The sequence below is a fragment of the Ilyomonas limi genome (assembly GCF_005233845.1).
Classification (GTDB): domain Bacteria; phylum Bacteroidota; class Bacteroidia; order Chitinophagales; family Chitinophagaceae; genus Ilyomonas; species Ilyomonas limi.
On the sequence record NZ_SZQL01000035.1, the window covers coordinates 1 to 22,794 of the forward strand.

The window sequence follows — 22,794 nt, forward strand, 5'->3', positions numbered from 1 at the left end:
CACAAACGGCGAACGGCAATCCCTTTCAAATTGAAGAGAGCCGTTTAGTGGATAAAGCGGTAGGTGATAATCGAACTAACAAAACTCTACCTCCTAACTGACCGAAATAACGGGACGCTTACATTGTCACATATACATGAGTTAAAGCTATCTGAACTGCCACAGGATGACTTTATAGAACTCAGATTATTATTGGCTGAACGGGAAAAAGTAGTAAAAGCAATTAACCTGTTCGCTGCTACTGCTGAAAACAAAAACTATCTGCCCGCACAGGTACTGAAAACAACATTGCATCACAATAAGATAATAATGGCAGCTTTAAGTAAGCAGCTGAAGCAAATAGAAAAGTCCGTAGACACCCTGATAAAGCGCAATGATGTTTTTAACCATCAAGATGAACTGTTGCAGAGCATACCAGGTGTTGGCAGGCAAACATCCATTATGTTCATAGCTTACACACAGGCGTTTACTTTATTTAAGACTTACCACCAGTTTGCCTGCTTTGCCGGTGTTGCACCTTTTGAATACTCGTCGGGATCAAGCGTGAGAGGCAAAACCAAAGTAAGTCCTCTTGCCAATAAAAAAATAAAGACAGCATTAAATATGGCTGCACTGACAGCTAAGAAATATGATCCGCAGCTAAAGCTTTATTACGACAAAAAAGTAGCAGCAGGTAAAAACAAAATGCTCGTGCTCAATGCTATCCGCTGCAAGCTCATCAGCAGAGCTTTTGCTGTTATCAACAGAAACACGCCCTTCGTAAATACACTCAAAGCCGTTGCCTGATTTTTTATTTGGTCAGTAAGATAGAATGCGGAGAAGAAAATAATAGAACTTTATGAGCGGTTGTTAAAAGCTGAACAAGGCAAAAATGAATGGCTGGAAAAAATGCTCAGCGATAGAAAATAATAAAGCAGGTCAAAAGATCTGCCTTATCTTTTACTTCGAAGTGCGCTGCGCTAACGCCCCGAGGAACGGAGTAGTTAGTTATTTATTAATTATGTAGAGATTTTTATCTATCTTCTTTGAAGATAAATATACAGATTCCTTCCATTTATTATTAAAAATCTTACTTGTGTCTGGAATGAATAGAATTTGACTACCATCAAGCAACTTAAAAATAACTAGTTCTCCAACATTAGGTAGGCCACCTAGAATTTCATGTACTTTCAATACTCGATACAAGCCCATCACTCTATCACTATAATCCTTGCCTTGTATTATTGCAGAATCTCTGTTATGAATATTTTTTAACTGATAATAAGCAAATAAATCAAAGTAGTTTCCTTTACTAAAGGGAATATCCCCATCAAATACGGGTATACTAAAAGTCTTCTTATTTAGGCGAACTTGGAAGCGAACTATTTGCTTTTCACTTTCAATAGAATACTCTCTGGGCTTAATAGAAACATTATATAAAATACTTAAGTCATTTTGGTGAACTACTTGTATTAATGTATCAATGGAGCCTTGCAATTTTATATCGCTACTTTTATTGGCACATCCACTAATGATTGTAGTTAATATAAATATATACTTTATCATATCAATAGGAGCTTGTATTCAAAACTCTAATTATCTTTGATGCCTGTTCATACAAATAACCATGTTTTATTGCCCTTTGATCTGCAGGAGAATCTAAAATACTGTATTTCTTATTGGGATTATCACTTTTACTATTAAATGCATTATTTACTTGAGATGCTAATATAGCAGCATCAAGACTATACCCCAATGTTTTCATACCACGTCCCCACAAGAAATTACCAAAGTCATAATCATTGTATGCCACCGCTTTCATATTTGGAACACCGGGAAGAACTAAATGTAACTGTCCCAATTTCACTAGTGAGCTACTTGAAAAATAATCCATTTTTCCATTGCTTTTTCCTGACATAACAGAAGAAGTACCATAAGGTCTACTTTCTCTCTCAGCATAGGACCATCTGTCTGATTGATTCTTAGGATCTGTAACTCCACTTTCTACCATCGCATTGTTGATATCAGATTTCGTTATTACGTTTAAAGTCATAGATTCATCCAAAATTGTAGATCTGTCTACATCTATGTCATTGAATTCAAAAGATATACCGCCACTGTATGTTATTTTTTCATAGGTGATGCCATTATTCATAGATATCGAACTCACTTTACTATTCTGAAAATACATTCCAGTTATCTGTTTTTTCCCATCATCGACAGTTTTCCAATAGGAGCCGTCTGGTCTGAAATAATATGTACTATCACCATTGACATCAATAAATTTAATAGGGTCATTTGCTGCATAATTAAAAGGGCTTAATCCAAAATATTTTTCAGCGAACCTATCTCCCGTAAAAAAACGTCCAATCTGGTTATCATACATTCTTGCTCCATAATCCAGCCATTCCAGTCCTGAACCGTCGCTGAACTCTTTACGTTGTTCCTCTTTGCCATTGTATTTCAAATGATTCTCACTTCCTCCAAACGCCGCCGCCTTACTGCTTATTCCTGCCATGGTGAGTCCGAACGGATAATAATGTGTTTCTTCCAGCAGTTGCCCTCTCGCATGCGACAGTGTAAAGTTATCAAACCATACTATACTTTCACTCTCATTACTGAAGTAAATATACGCATATCCGTTTTTCTGGACATTAACGGCTTTAGTGATTGTCTTCGTTTGATTAGCAGTTGCTACCTGCTCTACATAACTATTCACATTATCAAAAACAAACTGTTCATTAAACAACAGCACATGAATAAATGCTTTCGGTGGTTGATTAGGAGTAGTGCTTGACTTTTCTGCGCTCAGGAACAAATCTGCCGTGCTGCCGCTTGTACTCATAGTAGTCACAGCGGTGCTTGCTCCTGCTTTGGCTCCTGCTGATACCCCGGAACTGCCGGTAATAGCTGCCAAAAGGCTGTTAGTTAAGGTATTTAACCCATCGGCGGTTTGGTTATCTGCACTTATATCGGTAAAGTAATAATCCACCGAAGTAGTGATTTGGTCGCCACTCATTACCTTCAAGAGCATACCCGCACCAAAGGCGCCGGTGCTTTTCTGCAGCTTTTTACTGACATAATTACCACTGCTGGCAGCGGTAAAGCCGGGTGCTGGTATATCCTGACTTGTGCGATCAATGCGATTGGCTTCAACACCTACTGCTTGCCCACTGCTGTTGCTCCACACCGCATCCTGGTTAGTAATCGCTGGTGAGCCGCTCGCCCCTTCCCAGTCGAGGGTAGGATAGGTATCCGTCTGTTTTTTAGTCAGCACCATGCGCACATTACCCAGGTGATCTTTCAGGAAGTACTCAAAGATATACGCGTTGTTGGCATTCTTGCGCATCCTGCCTTCTTCAGTGCTGATAAACTGCATTTGATCCGTATAATCCGGGTTATTGGCATCAACAGGACTGGTGGCTTTGCTTTCAAATACCAGCCCTCCTATGTAGGTAGTCGTGGTAGTAATTGTTTTGCCGCTGGCTGTTATATCCTCCACCGTTTTCTTCAGCTTATTGCCACCGGCATCATAGGTATAAGTAATAGTGCCTTTATTCTGCACCGTGATCTGCTCCGGGAGGTTCAGGTAGTTATAAGTAATACCTGTAATATCTTTATTTTTATCGCTGATGAGGTTACCATTACCGTCATACCCGTAATCTACGGTAGTGTTAGTTTTGGCTGTTCCAAGATCAGCGGTATAGGCAGGCGAGTAATGAAAATCACCCAGCGTAGTCTGCTGGTCGTTTACACCATCGTTTACATTCTGTAGCCGGTTACTGGGTGTCTGCTTATCAATGCTATTGTTTACATAGGTGTAGGTAAGGTTATCTATCATACCACTACCTCCGGTAGGCTTCATTCCCCACTGCTGCATACTAACAATATTGCCATTGGCGTCATAATCCAGGTTTTTTACACTGAAGTCAACCTGTGCATTCCGGTTGAAGGAGCCTCCTGTGTACTGGTTAAAGTCTGCAGCATGCAAGCGGTTTACATTGTCATAGCTGTAGTCGTATTTGCGTATCTCTCCATCGCCTATACTTTTCCATACGGTACCGCTGATGTTGCCATTGTACTGTGCATTAGCATAGCTGCCAAGGGTACTGACAGCCGTTTTATCGTAGCCCAAGTCAAAACCAAATGAGTTGTTTGCTGCCCCGGTCCCTTCGGCAAAATCCCGGTTCATCCCCAGCAGCCATCCGCGAATATTGTAATCATAGTTCTGCAACTCTAATGCACCCGTAGTGGTATTGCCGGGATGGAGGGCTTTTACGTCCAGCCTGCCCAGCTCATCATAGATATTTTGCACTATCTTGGTAGGATTACCGCTGGTAGGTGCTTTAGAAATAGTAGCCAGCCGTCCGGCTGCATCATACGTATTGAGGGTAACTATATTGTACGCCTGTGAGTTCGTGCCTGCCTTGCGCCGGGTCTCCCTTTGTACCAGCAGCTTGCCGTCAAAGCTGTATTGGGAGGTTACCAGGTCACTGCCTCCTGTTACATTAGTACTGTTGACTTGTACTACCCTGCCCCGGTCATCATAGAACATAGAACTATACAGGTAAGTGCCGGCAGTGCCCAGCACTTTGGTCTTGGTACCGGTCACCATTCCTGTAGCCATTGAGAGACCAGCTACCGGTTGCGCATAAGGGAACACATTATTGGAGGGGGTATAAAAGAAACTGTTCACACCATTGTCACTGAATGCTCCCTGTACGGGATTGCCCTCTGCTACTACCCAGTCGTAGTTGTCATACCAGGTCTGTGCTACTGGCTCATAATTGCTGCCGGAGATGTCCGGATAGTCCGTACTGTTATTGGCATTCCCCTGGTGAAAGGTTCTGTTATTAGCATCGGTAAGCAGCCCTGTTTTGATAGGTCTGTTCTGATTGTCATAGGTAGTCACCAGCCATTTTCCGCCCGAACTGGCACGCAGGTTAGCATCTTGAGTCATCACCAGCCGGTCTCTTACATCATATACCATATATACTTCTTCTGCTCCCGGCACTTTCTTGATCACCATGCGAAAAAGATCGTCATACCCATACTGGAAGCATAGTTCGTCTGCCACTGGTTGTGTTACTACCCAGCCAGAGTTGATGATTTCTACTGCTCTTGGTTGCATTACAAAGCGCAGATTACCGAAATTGTCATATACATAATAAGTACAGAGCCAACCGGTATGGTCAACACCTGGTACATCAGCTTGCTGTACTTTCTTTAAAATAATCTGATCATCCTTGTTTTTGTATTCAACCACCTGGTGACCAGCTTCGTCAATGGTGATGTTTTTATACAATCGCCCTGCTGCGTATGTTGCAGTACTTTGCGGCAGGCTACCAAATGCAGCGCCTATAGTCCATATTCGCACCGCATCAGCCGCTTTATTAACATTATACTGCTGCTGTACACTATGCTCTGTAGCCGTGCCGCGGCTGCCTGCCCAACTGTTTCCTGGTGCAAAAGTTTTTAATACCCGATTGAGCGGCGAAGCTTCGTAATCTGTTTGCCCGTAGTAGAAGGTCTCTCCCTGCCCGCCAACAGGGCTCGCTGGACCACTAAAAAAGTTAGCCTGCTCAGCCGAAGGATCTGTTTTAAAGCTGCCATCTCCATCGCTGGAAGCATACGGCAGGTAGCTATACACCTCCCGCCCAAAAGCATCATAGAAGGTAGGGGCCACCAGGTCCTTACCACTGGGAGTAACGCAACGGTCCACCTTCTCTATAGGGCGTCCTAACCCATCATAGTATTGGGTGGTCATGGTTACATTATTGAGCACCACGTCAGCCGCCAGGGCATTCGGATCAGTCTGGGGCTTCTGTGCTGTCCAAGTGCGGACATAGTTACCGGTTGCAGTATAAGGTTGTTGCGTTACCTGGGCATATCCCAGGGAGTAAAAGCCTGATAGCAACAAGATAATAAGCAGGTATCGTATCGTTATAGACTGACTACAATTCATCAGTAATGGTTTAGTTATTTATGGTTTGTTGTAAAGCATCTTCCAATTCTGCAGGAAGAGCCGTTTTCTGGAACAATCCGAACAAGACGCCCGACTCACTGATCATATAGCTCAGGCCATCTGCAGTGATGTCTTTGTCAAAGTGATTGTTCAGATCTACGCGAGTGAGCCATTGCAATAAAGGCTGCTGATCCTCTTCATTCACCTTACTGCCTTTGCCTGTTTGAGCGATGGGGTAATGTAATGCCAGGCTATCTTTTAGATAAGAAGACAAAGCGGTATCACTGAGCGGTGTTCCAAAGTCCTCTACCGGCACACCAACCACCGACAAAGTAGTTTTGTTCGCATTATAGAAGCTGTCGATCATCTGCAACTGCTTACTGTCAGGTGCAGCGGCATTGAGAACTACTACCAGCAGTTTTTTACCGCTATATCCTTCCAGGCTGATGGTTTGCCCGTCAAGGGCAGGGAAAGACAGCCCATAAACAGTTTGTGCCTTTATGCCAAAGGACAACAATAGGGCAATAACAACCAGGTATCGTTTCATATTTGTGAAGTATGTTTAATTGTGAATGGAAATAGGAAGCGTATTAGGACATTCCACCGATATATTAAAAGCCGAGAAGGAGGTGCCCTGCTGAGTGATATCACCTGCCTGGAATGTCACGCTTTGATTTGTGCCTTTTGGTGGGGTCATGGTAATGTTATAAATACCAGAGGGGATATCTGTTTGATTGCCTGTTACAGCCCCGCTGCTGGTAGCCGCATTAATTGTGAAAGTATAATTGGCTGAAGTGGCGGTGTTGGTCATCACAACGGTATATTTGACCGGTATACTATTGGAGTAACTTGCAGCAGCATTTACACAAAATGGTACGTTACAGGGTGCATTTTGTCCATCATAGTTATAACAATACTGTTTCAAGATATTATTGTCCATATCCCGTATGCGGGCTAGTCTTCCTATTCCGTCATATTCGTAGTAAGTTATACGATTGGCTGCATCACACTGACCAGTCAAGCCAATAAGTGGCTCGTAAGAAAAGGTGATCATCTGTCCATCTTTGGGATAAACACGTACTTCGTCTATGCCATCACCTTCATTTAAAGTCATATTGTTTGTAAAAGGCTTAGTGACTGCGATCCATTTGCCGTTACTCCTATAGTGGTAATCAATTATATATTCCCTGCTGTTGGGTTTTTGGAAAGGCACAACGTATTTTGTACCTGAATTATCATAACTTACTTTACCGGCACATGTATTACTTGTAATTTCATTTCCGGTAATATCTTCAAAACTGTTATAAAAAAATTCCTTTACCCCTTCGGTATTGACATTGATAATTTCACCGGGGTATTTGACTGTTCCACAAAATCCGAAAGGATGGCTGTTTGAATTCAGAAGTATTTCAACAGTGTTGGTTCCTGTCGGAATATTATTAAAAGTAATTGTTGCTCCATTGTCACAGCCTTTGCCCAATATAACTGAAACACTTTGGGTTACATTAGTGTTATCTGGCTTTGTAATCGTTATAGAACCGGTAACTGTTTCCTGGGTAGTCTGACTATTTCCAAGGGTAATTATTACAGAGCCGCTTTGTGCCACCTCAATCTGCTTTTCTATGGATGTGCTGTTGGTGGAATTTGCCCCTACTGTTAACCCTGCACTAACTTGCGATATAACCTTTGTTTTAGTAATCCAGCTGTTTTGTGCATTACTTACCTGCGCTACAACATACATATTATCATACCCCCACTCATAGCTCATGTGTATATCATTTGTTTTCTGCATATCCAGTATATTGCCTCTGTCATCATAGCCGTTGAAATAAGCCCGGTCTTTCTTAGGATTTGAACCGGTAGTCGTCTGAATAGATCCAACTACATAATTATCGAGTGAGGAATTTTTATAATTATTGTATTGTGCTGTCAGCGGCGTACCAGGGCTTGTACCAATGATCTTTGCAGAAGAAACCACTTTATCAAAAATGTGATTGGCAGCCATTTCGGTATAAGGTGATGTTGTATAATTATATGGATATGTATTTGTGGTAGTTACCTTTTGTGCTTTGCTGTTAGTAGTCTGAATACTGGCTAGTTGCAAGTGGTCTAAATCATCATAAGTATAGGTGGTAATAGTAGAAACCGATTTTGTGGGATCACTTTGATCATATACAATATTGGTTTCACTTATTAATTTGTTATCGCCGGAAACAATATTATAGCTATTGTATGAGTAATTCCCCTCATCTGTAAAGGAATGACAAAGATCGTTATATGAATCTTCTGTTGAAGATCCGCAAAAAATATCTCCATAGAGATAATCTTGTGTGATTAGTTTTTTATACACAACTAGACCAATACCACCCACGCTCCACTGATAAGGAAAAAATTGATATTCTTTTTTGCTTTCAGTAAGTAACGTATAATTTACTTGGTCTGCGCTTATCTTGTAAACTGCCTTATTTCTTAAAAGTCCTCTTATGAAATGATATGAATCAAAATGGGGTATGCCTAATCCAATAATAGATGTTTTAGCATCTTCTTTGTCTGAAAATGTATAAACTGTTTTACCATTTTTGAATGTTCCATTAATTGTATATTCTGTTACTGTTGGATAAACTACCGGGGCTCCATCCCATCCTTCTAAATCATTTGTTGGGTTAGCAAAATAAGTCCTTTGTGTACATGTTGCTACAGGCGATATACAAGTACTTGAACCGTCTCTTCCATACCTAAGATTTTGTATACTTGTAAAAAAACGTTCTTCTATTGCAAAATTCATTCTACCATACCCCGACTCATTATTCCCGTAAGTATATACTTTTTTGATAGGAGTAGCAGTACTGCTTGTATAATTACTTATGGAAGCAATTCTCAAACCACCTGCATATTTAGGATTATTATCGTCATCTAAGTATTTATTAGTTTCATATTCAAATTGAGTGTATCCCCCTGTAGGGTAAGTGATTCTTTGCAGAATATACGCCTGCATATAGTCCATGTTTGGCTCTCTTGCATTTGGATTAGTACCTCCTACAGTAGCTTGAAATTGTGCACCAGAATTGCCATCAATGGCTGTAATCGTCCGTTGAGGCACTCCGGTTTCAGTTTGCGTTCCAGGTATATAATTCAATTGGTTATTAAAGTAACCCCAATAGTCCTTCATTCTTGAGATATTGCTTGGTAGTGCGATAGAATTATTGTAATTAAAAGTATATGTCTGCACTATTTCATTCGAAGGGGAAACAAATTGAACATTATCTAATCTTAATCTTTTTGTATTAATATCAGCATCTTTAATGAAATAGCCGTAATTAAATTTAATAGTACGTATTAATGCATAGGTAGCTGAAATAGCATTGTAGGAATATATTTCTATAGCGTTGAGTTGATGTTGCAGCTGATACTGTCCTCCAAAATCTGCACGTGACTGCTGTGGATCTGACCTAAAAACAACTTTCCCATTTTTGAAATCAATTTCATCTAATTGCTGCCACCAGGTACTTACTGTACTATAATCCCAATAAAATTTGCCGTTTGTGTTATCAGCTTGATATATAGTAGAGTTGTTTGAGGCGTCAGTGAAGGTCATGTAATCCGAATAATAAGAGTCTGTAATTCCACTACCTGACCTTTGAGTATACGCAAAGTGAATATTATCTTGCAGGTTAGCAGATGTCATATCTGTGAGCAGCCATGCTGAGGTACAAGCAATCGGATTCCCCCCGCCACTTTCCGTCCACTCCTGAGCACCGAATGTATAATTAGCACCACTCTCATCCTTCATACTTAGATCCATAATACTTTCAGTCCTGCGGTTATATGTTACAGAAACAGGTGCGTATGGGATGAAATAAGCTTTATAATTATCTTTCTGGTTAAAAAGAAATTTACCTGATTGCCCGGGAAAGTTGTATGAAAAGATATCTGGTTCTACATCGTAAAATTGCCTATGAACGTTATCCAGATATCTTAAACCATCAATTGTAGCTGGTATTTCGTCACCATTACGTACTCTTCCTTCACTTTCGGATGTCTGCGATAAATAGTTATTAGAAAGTTCATCAGGTTTACCCATTATCTTTCTTGTAATACTTCCACCTGCTTGTAAATCCCATCCTAAGCCTACCCTGGAAGGGATGTCTGTTATCTTAATTCCAGAAGTATGATAGTTTAAGGTAATAGGAACCTTCAATTCTCCGACTTGTATTTCATACAGTGGGATGGTGATATTTGGAATGCCGGTAAACAGATTAACATCATAATTCCCGTATTTAGTAAAACTTGAGGCTTCCGGGCTGGCAGGCGCAAGTGAAGGCAAGAATTGTTTAATTAACTGGCAGTGAACGGAGCTATAGCTCGATAGAAAAAGAAGTACAATTAGCAATTTGCTAGTTCTCATTAAAAGAAAGTTTTATTATTACAGTTTAAATCCCACTCTAAACTTAATAGCGGGAGTTTTTGGCATTTGGTTATAGCTAAGGAAGTCCCACAAGAGCTGCATGTTGTTTTCATGTTTACCCACCTTGTACTTCTTGGTGATTCCAATCAGCCCGCTCCTTTGCCATACATTAATGTCGTAGAGGTCAGCAAACTTGCGGAAGGACTGCATATAGTTCAGTTCATAGCCTCCGCTCAGCCAGATGCTTCCTTTGGCTTTGATGTCCACATAGCTTCTCAGTCCCACCCCTTCATGGGTGATCTTAATGTGCTTAAGCCCACCATTGCCCCAGCCTATACGATAGGCTGCACCTATACCAATAGTACTTTTATCATTGAGCTTATAGCCTGCGGTGAGTGCTATATCACTGGTCACCGGAATGCCCCACGTGCTTTTCTGGCTTTGAATATTCACGCCGTACTCTATTCTTTTGAGGAAAGATTTGGTGTGCTGGCTGTTAGGTTTAAACTCCGGCATGGTCATGTCACTGCTGCCACCGTTTATGCCTAAGTTGCTGAGCTTGTCTTTCAACTGACTTAATTGTGTTTGTGCAGCCTGCATCTGCTGCTGTAAATAGTTATTGGATGCACCGCCTCCTGAACTGTTAGGTGTGAAGCTGGACATACCAAATCGTTGCTGTAGCTGTTGTTGAACAGCGGCACGGGTTTGTAATCCTGCCAATGCCTGTGGAGTGCCGTAGTTAGCAGGTGTGGGAAAGAGTTGAGCCAGGTAGCTGTGCTTTTGCCAGAAGCTTTGAAATGCCGGCAGATTACGCACCAGTTCTAATGCTTTCTGTTCCAGCTTCTGTTTATCATTAATCAGCTCTTTGTATTCTCTTAAACGCTGCTCATAATAGAAGGCTTCTTTATTGATACTCTTGAACTGTTTGGCTATACTGCTGTTCAGTAGCTTATCTTTAAGCTGCTGTTTGAGCTCCTGCTGCCGCCCTCGGATGTATGCCTGTATATTATTCGCCTGCTGCATACTGGCCTGCAATTCTTTGAGCTGGCCTGTTGCTTTGTTTACTTGTTGTAGCTTATCAGCAGACAGGTTTTGCAGGGCATTACCTTGTTTAAGAAAAGATAGTGCTGTTTGCAAACTGTCTATATTGGGTATGTATTCCTGTAAAGGATGAGCGAGTGAAGTATCTGCTTTAGAAGTAAGAGAGGATTGTAATTGTTTGTACTTGCTTTCACTGCCTTCAAATAACTCTTTAGCCAACGTGCTGTCCTTTCTTTGAAGCTTGTTCCTGAGCTTTTGCTCTTTGCGCTGCATGCGCTGAAGCATCTTGGTTGACTGCTGCTGGATAGAAGTAGTAAGCCTGGAATATTTATGCTGCATAAAAGAAAGCGATTTATCAGAGATGCCTGCGATTCCCTTATTAGCTGGTACAGCAACACCATTACTTCCATCCTGGGCAAAACAAGGCAGGTAACAACAGCATATAGCTGTCGCTATAAGGAACAGGGTTCGCATGTATAGTTATTTAGATTATAGGGAGATGTGTGTAAGCAACCGGGTTATCGGACTCAATATTAGGATTTCCAGATGCTTTGGCATTGCAAATATAGCGTATATGTTAATAGATAAACAATGCAGTTTTAATCAATACCTAATAAAACCCCAGGTTTACCGAAGAAAATGGATGCTGAATGGAGTAGTTTGATATAGCATCTGCAGCACACCATATATCCAATCGGCAATTTAATTGCCGCTTTCATCGAGTATTGTACGATTCGTATGTATAGCTACAATACCATTTTTGTTCCTTGTATAATGGTGGTGGTATCCTGTAGAACCGGAAACCATCAGCGGGGATATATATGTAAGAAGGCAGGAGTAGTACAGCCACTCATTCCCCCGTTAACTGCTGAAGCCAATACTTGTTTAAGTATTCCGGATGATAATAGGTGTCACGGAGATGTTGCCAACCGGCTTTTATCTCCTTTCTGAGTGCCAGTGTTCTTAATAAATCCGCTTCCATATGTTCCAGTAAGTCTATTGGTTCCAGAGCGGCGGTTCTTTGCTGTTGATAGTTTGCCAGTATGGTTTCGGTATTATCGTAATCCTTTACAATGACTGTTATCAACGCTTCCAGGCACAGGCATAATCCAAATGCTTTCACAGGGGTGCTAAAAGCGGAGGTATGCAGCCATTCAACTAAATCAAGGCGTTCCATTTTATGATTGTGCATAGGCGCACCCGGCATATAGGCGAGCACTGTACTACTGATTACATCGGCATGCCGGCTGTCCATAGCCAACAGCCAGTCTTCTAAAATGATCATTGGATTCTTCACACCGCTAGCGACGCTTTTATACGAACGGTTTATAAATAAGTAGCAGGGATACGCCCCGAGGCAACCTGCTGCTAACTTAACTAAATAACATAAATTACGAAAATCTTATTAAAGACGGATGCTTTAGTAGCCGTGAACGGCATAAAAAGTACCCTTATCACCCGATACCCCTGCGTGGGGCGCGGGTACCTGCATGCACGGTATGTTCATGTGCCGGTGTTTTTACACCGCAAAAGCTTCCACCATTGCCGTTTGGTTTCGTTACAGCATTACAATAAACCTGGTGGCATTAGCCGTTGTAATCCTTACAGCATTCCCCCAAACAAATCCCTCATTAGGGAGATGCATGCAACCCTTTATCCACCAGTTGAATAAATGCTGCCTGCAGGTCTTTATTGGCTGGCGCTCCCGGCCGCGCCGATACTACCCGGTGCTGCCGGTCGATGATGAGTAGCTGCGGCATACTCTGGTACTGGTAAAAGCGGGGCAGCGGATGGTTGACACCCCTTCCGCCGGTATATACATTTATTTCCTCCTTACCACTGTAAATACCATCGTGCAAACCGGCGAGCCATTCCTGCCGGTCTTCATCCACGTTCACGCTGATGAATACTACATCCGGGTTATTGCGGTAGTGCTCCCGTACCGGCTGCATATATTCTTCCAGGTGATAGCACGAGGGGCAGCCCCGGAACCAGAAAGCCATCACGAGGGCTTTGTTCTTAAACTGGCGGAGCGTAACCGTATTGCCGGCGGTATCGGTCAGCTCAAACGGGAATGCCGGCTTACCTGCCAGCTTAGCCTGCTGCAACTGCTGCAGGATGGTACGGAAATAAGCCTGGTGTACTAATGGCGCATATTGCTGCAGCACCGCCAGGTCCTGTGCTGTGCCCTCAAAATACCGGATGAAACAAATGGTCAGCAGTTTTTGCCGCAGCAGCCCGGTATAATGCGCCCGGATATACGCGCAGTAATCTGCCAGTGCCGGTTGGCGGGTAAGCTGCCCGTAATGGTTGAGTCGCAGCTTTATATCCAAAATAATCTTGGCAGCCAGCGCATCGGCATACGTCCTGGACGCTACCATCAGTTCGGGCGGATATAGGGCATAGTCTGTATGCAGGAAAGAATCGCGGTAGTACCGGCTGGTAGTAGCCAGGTTGGCGGAATCGCGCACCAGCGATAAGATCATATCGTAGCCGTTAAAACGGCTGAGGAGCTTTTGCCCGTTGCAGTCAACAACCAGTTGCCGGTACATACGCGCCGGCAGGCTATCCCGGTAGCGCCCGATCACAGCCAGCTTTTGGGCGTAGAACGCATCGGTTTTGCGCGCTACGGTCTGCGTAAACCAGTAAGTGCCTACATACGGCTGCAAGTCCCCTATTTCCTGCCTTGTCAGGGCATTGTAGTTCATCAGGCCGGCTTCGTACTGGCATTGCATCGCTGCGGCACCCCTGCCCGAAAAAGCAAATTGGGCACCTTTGCTGCTGATAAACACACTGTCGCCGGCGGCTACCAGGTACTGGTACACCGGCGTAAACTTGTCCCCCCGGTCTTTGAAAAACAGGGAAACATAGCAATACTCATTCGGCGCCGGTACCGCAAAACGGTAATTCCCGTGTACCGTGGTGGTATCGTAAATAATAGCATCCACATCGTTGCGGCGTTCAAAATACCAGGGATATACTTTTAGTTCGATGGTGCCTTCGGCACTGCTGTCCTGGTGGCCGGCAATAACGATCCTGCTGCCCGCAAGGGTGTCCTGCACACGTTGGGCACGACCAACAGCTGTACAACCAAGTACCAGCAGGGCAACATACAGGAAGACGATGGGTTTCTTTTGATCCGTATAAGGCATATAGCAATAGTTGAATAGGCGTGTTGGAAAAAATAAGTGGAGTCATCGCGGGTTTTGTGCCAGCCCGCTCAGCTTTATTTCATCGGGCGGTAGCGGGTACACATAGCGGTTGTCGTTGGGCGGCAGGGTATATTCCTGCCCGTTCAGCACCCGCCGGAGCGTGACAGCAAACTGCGGGTCTTTATTCAGCCGCCGGAGGTCCTGCCAGCGGAGGTCGCCGGTAAAAGGCAGTTCTTTTCTTCTTTCGGTTAATACAAGCCCTAATATTTCCTCCGCATCGGTACCTATTACCGGCACAAAGCTGCCGGTGCGGTAGCGCTTTGCCAGCAGCGTATTCAGGGCTTGCAGTGCTGCTGCTGTATTACCCAGGCGTGCCGCGCATTCTGCCTTTATCAGCAGCAGTTCGTTAGTGGCTAAGCCGCAGAACTTGGTGCTCTCCGTGGTGCCGGTATAGTCGCTTTTACAGTAAATACCCTCCGGGCTGCCGGCATCGTAAAAGACGGTTCGCCGCAGGTCGCCGGGCGCATACAGGCTGTAGAGCGTAGTATCTACTTTCAGGTAATTGCGAAACAGGATATAAAACGAGTTGGACACCGCATAAAAAATGACTTCGTTGTTGCCGGGAAAGGGCGGCAGCGGGTCGGCACTGGTTGTATCCAGCGCGTTGAAATCAAGCAGTGCAGAATACTGCGCCAGTGCTTTCTCGGCATACGCGCCGGCACTGTCGTATTGCGCCATGTTTAAAAAAGTGCGCGCCAGTAAGGCATACGCTGCCGCCTGCGAAGGCCGGGTCTGGTACTGCGGATGCTGCGGCAGTAAAGCGGCTGCCGCCCGCAGGTCTGCCAGTATTTGCGCATAAACAGCGGCTACGGTAGACCGGCTGGCTGCTGCCGCCACCTCGCTGCTCAGCCGCAGCGGGATGCCCGGGTCGGCAGCCGCCGTAGCGGCATCATAAGTGCGGGCAAACAACTGCGCCACGTTAAAGAAACCAAACGCCCGGTAAAACAAGGCCGAGCCTTTGATATTGTTGTAGCTGTTCTCTTCCCCGGCGGCAGGGGTAATGTCTTGTAATCCCGCCAGGGCAATATTGGCGTAGGCTACGGCACTGTAGGCATTTGCCCAGTCGTACGACGGTTCGGTACCAAAAATATCGGCTGCCCATATATACCCGTTACGCTCCTGCGCATTAAAGAGCGACTGCCAAAAGGAGTAATCAATATAGTAGTTGTCGGCACCTACTATACCCAGTGCCGGGTAGCCGGCGTTCATCACATTGTCGTTATCCATCAGCGCCTGGTAGTCTTTCAGGGTGCTGAGCAGCACATCCGATTTGGTGCTTTTGGCATTGAGCCAGGCATCCTGTTTTTTACAGCCTGCCCCTGCCCACAGCAGGCAGCAGAGTATCCCTATTCTGATTTTGTTCATAGCTGTTTCTTTTTTATTTTAAAAATCCACTTTCAGCCCCACTGCTATGGTCTTGGGAGCAGGATATACATCGTAGCCGGTATAGTCGGGGTCTATGCCCAGCTTATTGGCACGCCACAGCAAGCCGAGGTTGGCAGCATAGGCATATACCTGCAGGTGACCAACAGGGAGGCGCCGCCACCCCTTTTTATCCAGGTCGTACGCCAGCCGCACGTCCTGCAGCCGGATGTGGTCGCCCCGCTCCACCAGCGCCTCCGACCCGGCATAAAAATCACTGCGGTTGCCATCGTAGGGGTACACCAGCGACGGTACACTGGTATGCTGCTCATCACCGGGCTGCTGCCAGCGCCGGGCATAATCGGCATGGATACCATTAGCCAGCAGCACCCCCGAGTAGTTGAGGTTGACCCCGCTGCGCCGGAAATAATACAGCAGTTGATAGGTTATGTTGAAAGACAGGGACCATCCCTTCCACGAAAAGCTGTTGAGCACCGAGCCGAACAAGGGCGGGCGCGACGGACCTTTGTACACCAGGTTATCCACCGTAGCTCCATTGAGGATGGCCGTATAGTCTTTGCTTACCCGCCCATCGAGATAGCCCTGCGGGTCGCCGGTAGCAGGGTCCAGGCCCGCCCAGGCGTACGCATATACGCCGTAGAGCGGCTTGCCTTTCACGGCATATACCCCGCCGTACTCATTGGTGCCGGGCGCATTGTATTTGCCCACGAGGGTGTACGCCTGGTAGGTGGGGTCGTAGCGGGTTACTTTATCGCGCATATAGCTGAGCAGCAGCGTGGTATTCCATTTAAATACCCGGTTGATATTTTTACTGTTCAGGGTAAGGTCCCAGCCCCGGGTGCGGGTAGCGGCTGCATTGCCTTTAAAGTCGTAAAAGCCGGTAGAAGGGGCTAAAGGCTTGCTTTCTATCAAATCCTGCCCTTCTTTGCGGTACCATTCTATCGTACCGCTCAGCCGGTCGTTGCGGGTGCTGAAATCAATACCGGCATTGAGGTTGGCTACTTTTTCCCAGCTCAGCGCGGGGTTGGGCGGACTTAAGATAAACGCATACTGGCTGCCGGTTAAGAAAGAGGTATAGTACTGGGCAGTAAGGTAGGCAGCCGCATTATATACATTGCCGTTGTAGCCATAGGTGAGCCGCAGCCGGAGGCGGGGCAGCCAGCTCAGCTTGTAAAAAGCCTCCTTGTTGACGGTCCAGCCGGCACCTGCCGACCAGAGGGGCGTAATGCGGTCGTTGGTTTGTACGCCAAAGATGTTCGCGCCGTCTTTACGCCCGCTCAGCGTGAGCGTATAGCGGTCGCTGTAGGTATAAGCCGCATTGAGATAGTACGAGATAAACCGGTTGAGCGTACCCGATACACCGCCCTGGGGCGCCGGTACCCGGCTGTAATAGCCCAGTGGCGTGAGCGGGAAATACGTGGCATAGTCAATATTGGTAATGGCGGTACCATAGGTATCATCGTAGCCGTAGGTGGTATTGCCCCCGCTTTCCTGTGCCGCCTGCCGCAGCTCGCCGCCGGCAATGGCGGTTATTGCATGACGGCTGCCAAACGTACGGTTGAAATTGAGCTGCCCGCGCAGGTGGTGCGACTGCAGGCGGCTGGTGCCCCGGTACAGGATGCCGCCCAACGGCAGCGGGTACACAAAGCCACCGGCAGTCTTTTGCGCATACTGGTTGATGTAGTTGCGCGTAGCATACGCTTCGGGCGAGCCGTAATTACGGTAGGCGCTCTGCTGCTGCTCGTACTGGTACTGCACCTCGGCATGTAAAAATGGGGCAAACCGGTATTTGATAGCGGTGCGAAGCACGATATCCTCGATGGTGGTAGTATTATCGGCTGCGTTTAGCTCATCTAAAGGGCGATAGTGCCAGTCTAAATAGCCTGCTGCCTGCATACTGTCAGCAAAGGAGATCGAATAGTTTTTGGCTACCGCCAAGGCATTGCCGGCGCCATCTGCCAGTTGCGCATACGGGTACAGCACGCCGTATTTGCCGCCGGGCACTACCGCGCCAAAAGCGCTGGCATTGGCATTATTGGCCTGCCGGGAAGTGCTGTACTGGATAGCGCCGGTGAGCTCGAGGTTATTAACCGGGTTGAAGGTAGTGAGGGCATTCACCGTTACCCGGCGGTAGCCATTGCGCACCAGGTTGTCGCGGTTGTTGTCGTAGCTAAACCCCAGGGCATAGGTAGCATTGCTGCTGCCGCCCGATACGTTGAGTGCATACTGCTGGCTGAGGCTGGGGCGATATACCCATTTGTCAAAGTCGCGGCGTACATCCCCCTGCTGCAGTTGGGCAAGCTGTTGGTCGCCTTCGGCAGCCGACAACTCACCGTTGCGCACCCGGGAGAGGATATCCACTACCGGCGAAACGACCGGGTAAGCAGTACTGGTAAGGTCTGCATCGAAATAGCCGTACGCAAATAATCGTTTTTCCACGTCTATAAAATCTGCTGCGGGCAGGTAGGTAAGCGGGTAATAGAGGTTGGGCTTGCTGCCGAAAGTAAGGCTCGTGTGGAGTAAAACGCGGAGCGGCTGGTAGAGGCTGCCTTTTTTAGTGGTAATGACGATTACCCCATTGCCTGCCCGCGAGCCCCAGATAGAAGCAGCAGCGGCATCTTTGAGCACGGTGATGCTTTCCACGTTGTTGGGGTTGATATTGGCAATATCGCCTTCGTAGGGGAAGTTATCTATCACGATCAGCGGGTCGGCACTTACATTCACATCAATGGTGCTGCGCCCGCGGATGGAGATACCCAGGTGCTCGCCGGGCGACCGGCTGTTCTTGGCAAAGAGCAACCCGCTGGTAACACCCTCCAGCCGCTGCAGGATGCCGGTGGATACCCGGCGGTTGAGCAGGGCACTGTCTAGCAGTACAAAAGAGCCGGTAGCCCGCTCTTGGGGGATGGTTTGATAGCCGGTGCTCACGGTAACGGCGGCGTTTTCGCCGGTGCTTTCCACCAGTTGTATCCCCAGCGGCTCATTGCTGCTGCCGGTTATTACTACCCGTTGGGTAACATAGCTGATGTGCGAAATAAGCAGCGTATCGGGCAGGCGGGCAGCGGTGAGGGTAAAGGTACCGTCGTTGGCAGTAAGGGTACCCTGCCGGCTGTGCTGCAGCAGCACGGTGGCGCCGGGTACCGGCAGCCCGCTGGCGGCAGCGGTTACTTTACCTTTGATCATTTGGGTGGTTTGGGCATAGAGGCAGCTCCTGCTGAGTAAAAGCAGCAGCACCATCTGTATGCAGTATTTGATTTTCATGTGCGTAACAGTTAGTGATAAAAAATAAGGATAAGCGGACAGGCATTACCGGCAGCTTACCGCAAAGCAGTAGCTACTGCGTATAGCGCAGGCGCACTACAACCAGGTATAAAAGCAGGTAATAGCTGGTTCCAGGCTCAATGGAATGAACAGGTTTGCCGGTAACACCGTTGGCAGGAGCGAAAAGTACTGCCTTAGGCAGTGCGCTATCTGTCAACTGTCGACCAGCAACTGTCAACTCTTCCTATACTGGCGATTTGGGCTTTAGAGCATACCGTGTTTTGAGCAGGCATAAGCCTTTTTCCGTGAGGCGGTAGTACAGGCGGAGGTTCTTGTAGTGACTACTGCTGGAATAAGTAATAAATTTATTTCTCCGGTGGCGGTAGTGGGCTAAGGCTTTGTAGTAAGTAATGTTGGATAGAATGGTGTTGTAGAGATAGGTGTGGTGGTCTTGTTGCGGTTGAAACGCACTAATAGATGAATTAACAGGCAATGGCAATGCTGAGTTATGCTTATCCACATTGTGTAATGTAGGTGATGATGTTCGGTATTGTAGAAAGCGCCGTACAACCATATTGAGCAGCTTTTAAGGGAATGATGAAAAAAGTAAAGGTTAAGTCCTGGTAAGTGGAGTACTGCAGGTTAATACAGATAAAAAACAAAAAAGGCGCAGGTCTCAACTTACCGGCTGAAGGCCCTCGGAGGCCATGGACACAATAAGCGAGCCCACGCCCGTAGGCGTGAGCATTCATCTTATCGTCTCGTGTCCATGAAAATTTCCGAGGTTTTCAACCGAGACTCAAAGCGAAATGCTTCAAACTATTTTATGAAGAATCGCAATTTAATTGTTACAATGTTATCATCATGCAAGATAAAATTAAAATCAATATGGCGTATGATTATACGTCAAAATATTTTTTCATTACCGTGACCTTGTTCAGGTGAATAACAAAGAAAAGCTATTATTACAATTTGCAAGTCACCTTTCAAAAGTTCGCGCGCAAAAGCAATTAAGCATTAGACAGCTTGCAGCAGCATCAGGACTTGAATACAGTCAGTTACAGAGGATTGAAAAGGGGAAAGTAAATCTTTCATTTACGACGCTTATTACTATCGCACAGGGTTTGGAAATCCATCCAAAGGAGTTATTGGATTTTGAATTTGATTAGACTTATTCTGGAGTAACTTTATATTATCAACAGTTGATCTATTTATAATTTGATAGTAATAACGCCTTCGATAGGGCGTAATTTATTATTCTATTAATGCATTTTGTAGCTCGATACCTACAACATTTTGAATAGCTATCAAATATTGAATTAATTCTCTATATAATGAATACAAGTGTTTATCCCTCTTAATGTCATCTTTACGAAACTGCCACAAATAGCTAAGTGTATTAGATAGCTTATCATCAAGTTCTTTATGGCCTACCCAAACTTTATTATCAGGTGGTGTTTGATACTTCAGGTGTAAACCTAATTTAAAGAATAAAGTAGAAATTTTGATACCATACTCCAGCATAAACGCTCCAGAGGGTGTTGTAACAAAACCCAACAGTATTTCAATCGCATGATGGTTAAGCTGATTTTTATCAAACCAATTTTTATAGATATCTTCTGCTTTTGAAGTAAATGCTGAATAGTCATGCTTCCATACATTGCTCATCCAAGGATGAAATCCTAACAAACAAATCCGGAAATCCTTGAATCTTCCTACCTTCTTTGTTATCCATGTTGGTGAAGAGTAAGAATACTTCACCATTTCATCTAATAGCATAACCATTTTGGTGTAGTTAGATGTTACATCCAAATTGTGTAAGAAAAAAGAATTACAAAAGGTTTCAATGTGCTGAGGGGCTATATAACCGAAGCGAAACAATGGTTCCCAGAACTTGATCATTAAATCTTTTCTCTCTAATTTTAAAATAAAAGCTCCTAACTTTTGTAAAACGGCTCTGTCAAAATCCTTTGGTAGTGACCTAATAGCTAATGAATCTTTTTTTATTTCGCCTAATTGATAAATCACCTGGTTGAAGGCTTGTTCCAACAGCACAAATAAATATTCTGATTCTTTCGCTTCTTCTACATCCGGCAAACATTCAATCATGGGAATCACCAAGTATGTATTTAATCCAGCTCTTCTCACATAGTCTATCTTCCGCTCCCAATTTTCAACTTCTTTCTTTTTCCACTCTTCAGGAGAACGAATTGTAGACCAGTCAATAAGACTCTTTTGAATTTTCCCTTGCACAAACTCATCACTAAGCCTGCGTCTTACCGCACTCAAGTTTTCTTTATTTTCAGTTCGATAGTGTTCTCCACAATAGAGCAGCAAGAGGTTTTGAGCTTGAATGAAGCTGGATTCATTCCAATTAAAATGTATAGAACACGCAGTAAAGAATGCCTTTCTTGTAGCTTGATTAAATAACAATAAAGAACCTGCAACTATCCTACGTATTGATTCCTCCTTCATATTTTCTTTCCACAGGACGGGAATAATTTCAGCTAAAGAAATGTTCCAATCTTCATGTGTTCCGTAACTTTCAAATTCTCCATCCCAAGCAAATTGTTGCTCGATAAGTTTTTCAAGAACGCTAATGATCCACACTAAATATTCAGGGTGTGAATCAATCCATATTGTTTTATTGAAGATAAAAACTTTTATTTCGGCTAAAACGTTTGTATAGGAAGAAGCCCAGGCATGCTCACCACTACAATGAGCTTTTGATTGAGGATCAATTTTAGAATAATCTATTCGAAGCTTATTCCATAAATATTCAGCACCAGATAAGTCGAAGGGTAGCTTTTCGTCAACCAGTTTTTGTAACTTATATGGCAACTGGGAGTTTTGTAAAGTTTCTAAGCTTTCTTTTCTTCCTATTGCCAAATATTCAGTTACCTCGCGAGGCTCTTTGTATTGGTAAAATGAATCTTGTTCAGTCGTTACGAGTTCGTAGTTTGATGGATTGAATTGATGAATCATTTGATAAAGAAGAACATCAAATTCCCCAGCAGCCTGCATGGCATCTAGTTGATTTTGCCAAACCTCGCGTATGGAATCAAATTCGCTTTGAAACTGTGGGTCATTTAAAATTAAATGAAGAATAATATCACGGAGTGCGATCTTATGATGTCGTCTTTCTTTCCATTGCTTTACCTGCTTTTGCCATACACTGGGTAAATCATAACTCAACCATAAGTCATAATAACTACCATGCGAATCCCATACATAGAAGTTATATTCCGAAACAAAGGGCTTTAACTGATTTAAGAAGAGAGAAAACTTAAGCTTACCGACAGTAAACAAGACACCGATCAACGCGAGTGACTTGGTATCTCTTATAACCTGAGACACTAAGCTTTCTATTTCCTCGTTGTTGTCAATTCGCTCATAAAAAAACTGCTCCACTGCCATAAGTGCTGATACCAGCGTATGAGGAGCGTTACCAACATCTTTATGCCATTTAAAAACCTGAAAGTCGCCTATATAGTCAGGGCTTCTCCCTTCAATAAGAACTGTAATTTTAGCTGAATTTGAAAGGGATT

General features: G+C 44.7%; 14 protein-coding genes. 2 read left to right on the top strand and 12 right to left on the bottom strand.

Annotated elements, in window-relative coordinates; all coding sequences use genetic code 11:
- Nucleotides 1–123: 123 nt before the first annotated feature.
- Entirely contained in the window at nucleotides 124–786 is a 663-nt protein-coding gene (locus tag FC093_RS22660) for a transposase (RefSeq protein WP_137264103.1), read from the top strand.
- 201 nt (nucleotides 787–987) lie between these two features.
- Here FC093_RS22660 and FC093_RS22665 read toward each other — a convergent pair whose 3' ends face one another.
- From FC093_RS22665 to FC093_RS22710, 11 genes are all read right to left on the bottom strand, one after another.
- Nucleotides 988–1,545 (bottom strand): hypothetical protein, encoded by a 558-nt coding sequence (locus FC093_RS22665; protein WP_137264104.1) that lies wholly within the window; start codon nucleotides 1,543–1,545, stop codon nucleotides 988–990.
- 1 nt (nucleotide 1,546) lies between these two features.
- The gene (locus FC093_RS24305) at nucleotides 1,547–5,944 is read right to left on the bottom strand and encodes a DUF6443 domain-containing protein (protein ID WP_240743419.1); all 4,398 of its coding nucleotides are present in this window, start codon (nucleotides 5,942–5,944) and stop codon (nucleotides 1,547–1,549) included.
- Nucleotides 5,945–5,954: 10 nt separating this feature from the next.
- Complete coding sequence (locus FC093_RS22675; RefSeq protein WP_137264105.1) at nucleotides 5,955–6,491, bottom strand: hypothetical protein; 537 nt, start codon at nucleotides 6,489–6,491, stop codon at nucleotides 5,955–5,957.
- Nucleotides 6,492–6,506: 15 nt separating this feature from the next.
- Nucleotides 6,507–10,349, bottom strand: a complete 3,843-nt coding sequence (locus tag FC093_RS22680; RefSeq protein WP_137264106.1) for an RHS repeat domain-containing protein — start codon at nucleotides 10,347–10,349, stop codon at nucleotides 6,507–6,509.
- A gap of 18 nt (nucleotides 10,350–10,367) precedes the next feature.
- Nucleotides 10,368–11,864: a GumC domain-containing protein gene (locus tag FC093_RS22685; RefSeq protein WP_137264107.1), complete on the bottom strand. Its 1,497-nt coding sequence runs from the start codon at nucleotides 11,862–11,864 to the stop codon at nucleotides 10,368–10,370.
- A 376-nt stretch (nucleotides 11,865–12,240) separates the two neighbouring features.
- Entirely contained in the window at nucleotides 12,241–12,687 is a 447-nt protein-coding gene (locus FC093_RS22690; RefSeq protein ID WP_137264108.1) for a hypothetical protein, read from the bottom strand.
- A 334-nt stretch (nucleotides 12,688–13,021) separates the two neighbouring features.
- Nucleotides 13,022–14,542 (bottom strand): TlpA family protein disulfide reductase, encoded by a 1,521-nt coding sequence (locus FC093_RS22695; RefSeq protein ID WP_137264109.1) that lies wholly within the window; start codon nucleotides 14,540–14,542, stop codon nucleotides 13,022–13,024.
- Between the two features lie 42 nt (nucleotides 14,543–14,584).
- Nucleotides 14,585–15,967, bottom strand: a complete 1,383-nt coding sequence (locus FC093_RS22700; RefSeq protein WP_137264110.1) for a RagB/SusD family nutrient uptake outer membrane protein — start codon at nucleotides 15,965–15,967, stop codon at nucleotides 14,585–14,587.
- Between the two features lie 18 nt (nucleotides 15,968–15,985).
- Nucleotides 15,986–19,246 carry a SusC/RagA family TonB-linked outer membrane protein gene (locus FC093_RS22705; protein WP_137264111.1) on the bottom strand — a complete coding sequence of 1,087 codons (3,261 nt, stop codon included), beginning with the start codon at nucleotides 19,244–19,246 and terminating at the stop codon, nucleotides 15,986–15,988.
- 73 nt (nucleotides 19,247–19,319) lie between these two features.
- Entirely contained in the window at nucleotides 19,320–19,484 is a 165-nt protein-coding gene (locus tag FC093_RS23915; RefSeq protein WP_170971195.1) for a hypothetical protein, read from the bottom strand.
- Nucleotides 19,485–19,490: 6 nt separating this feature from the next.
- Entirely contained in the window at nucleotides 19,491–19,820 is a 330-nt protein-coding gene (locus FC093_RS22710) for a hypothetical protein (protein WP_170971196.1), read from the bottom strand.
- Between the two features lie 367 nt (nucleotides 19,821–20,187).
- Between FC093_RS22710 and FC093_RS22715 the strand changes: the two genes are divergently transcribed.
- On the top strand, nucleotides 20,188–20,415 hold the full coding sequence (locus FC093_RS22715) for a helix-turn-helix domain-containing protein (protein ID WP_170971197.1): 228 nt from the start codon (nucleotides 20,188–20,190) through the stop codon (nucleotides 20,413–20,415).
- A gap of 85 nt (nucleotides 20,416–20,500) precedes the next feature.
- Here FC093_RS22715 and FC093_RS22720 read toward each other — a convergent pair whose 3' ends face one another.
- A complete protein-coding gene (locus FC093_RS22720; RefSeq protein WP_137264114.1) occupies nucleotides 20,501–22,663 on the bottom strand; it encodes a hypothetical protein in 2,163 nt (720 codons plus the stop codon).
- Nucleotides 22,664–22,794 lie beyond the last annotated feature (131 nt).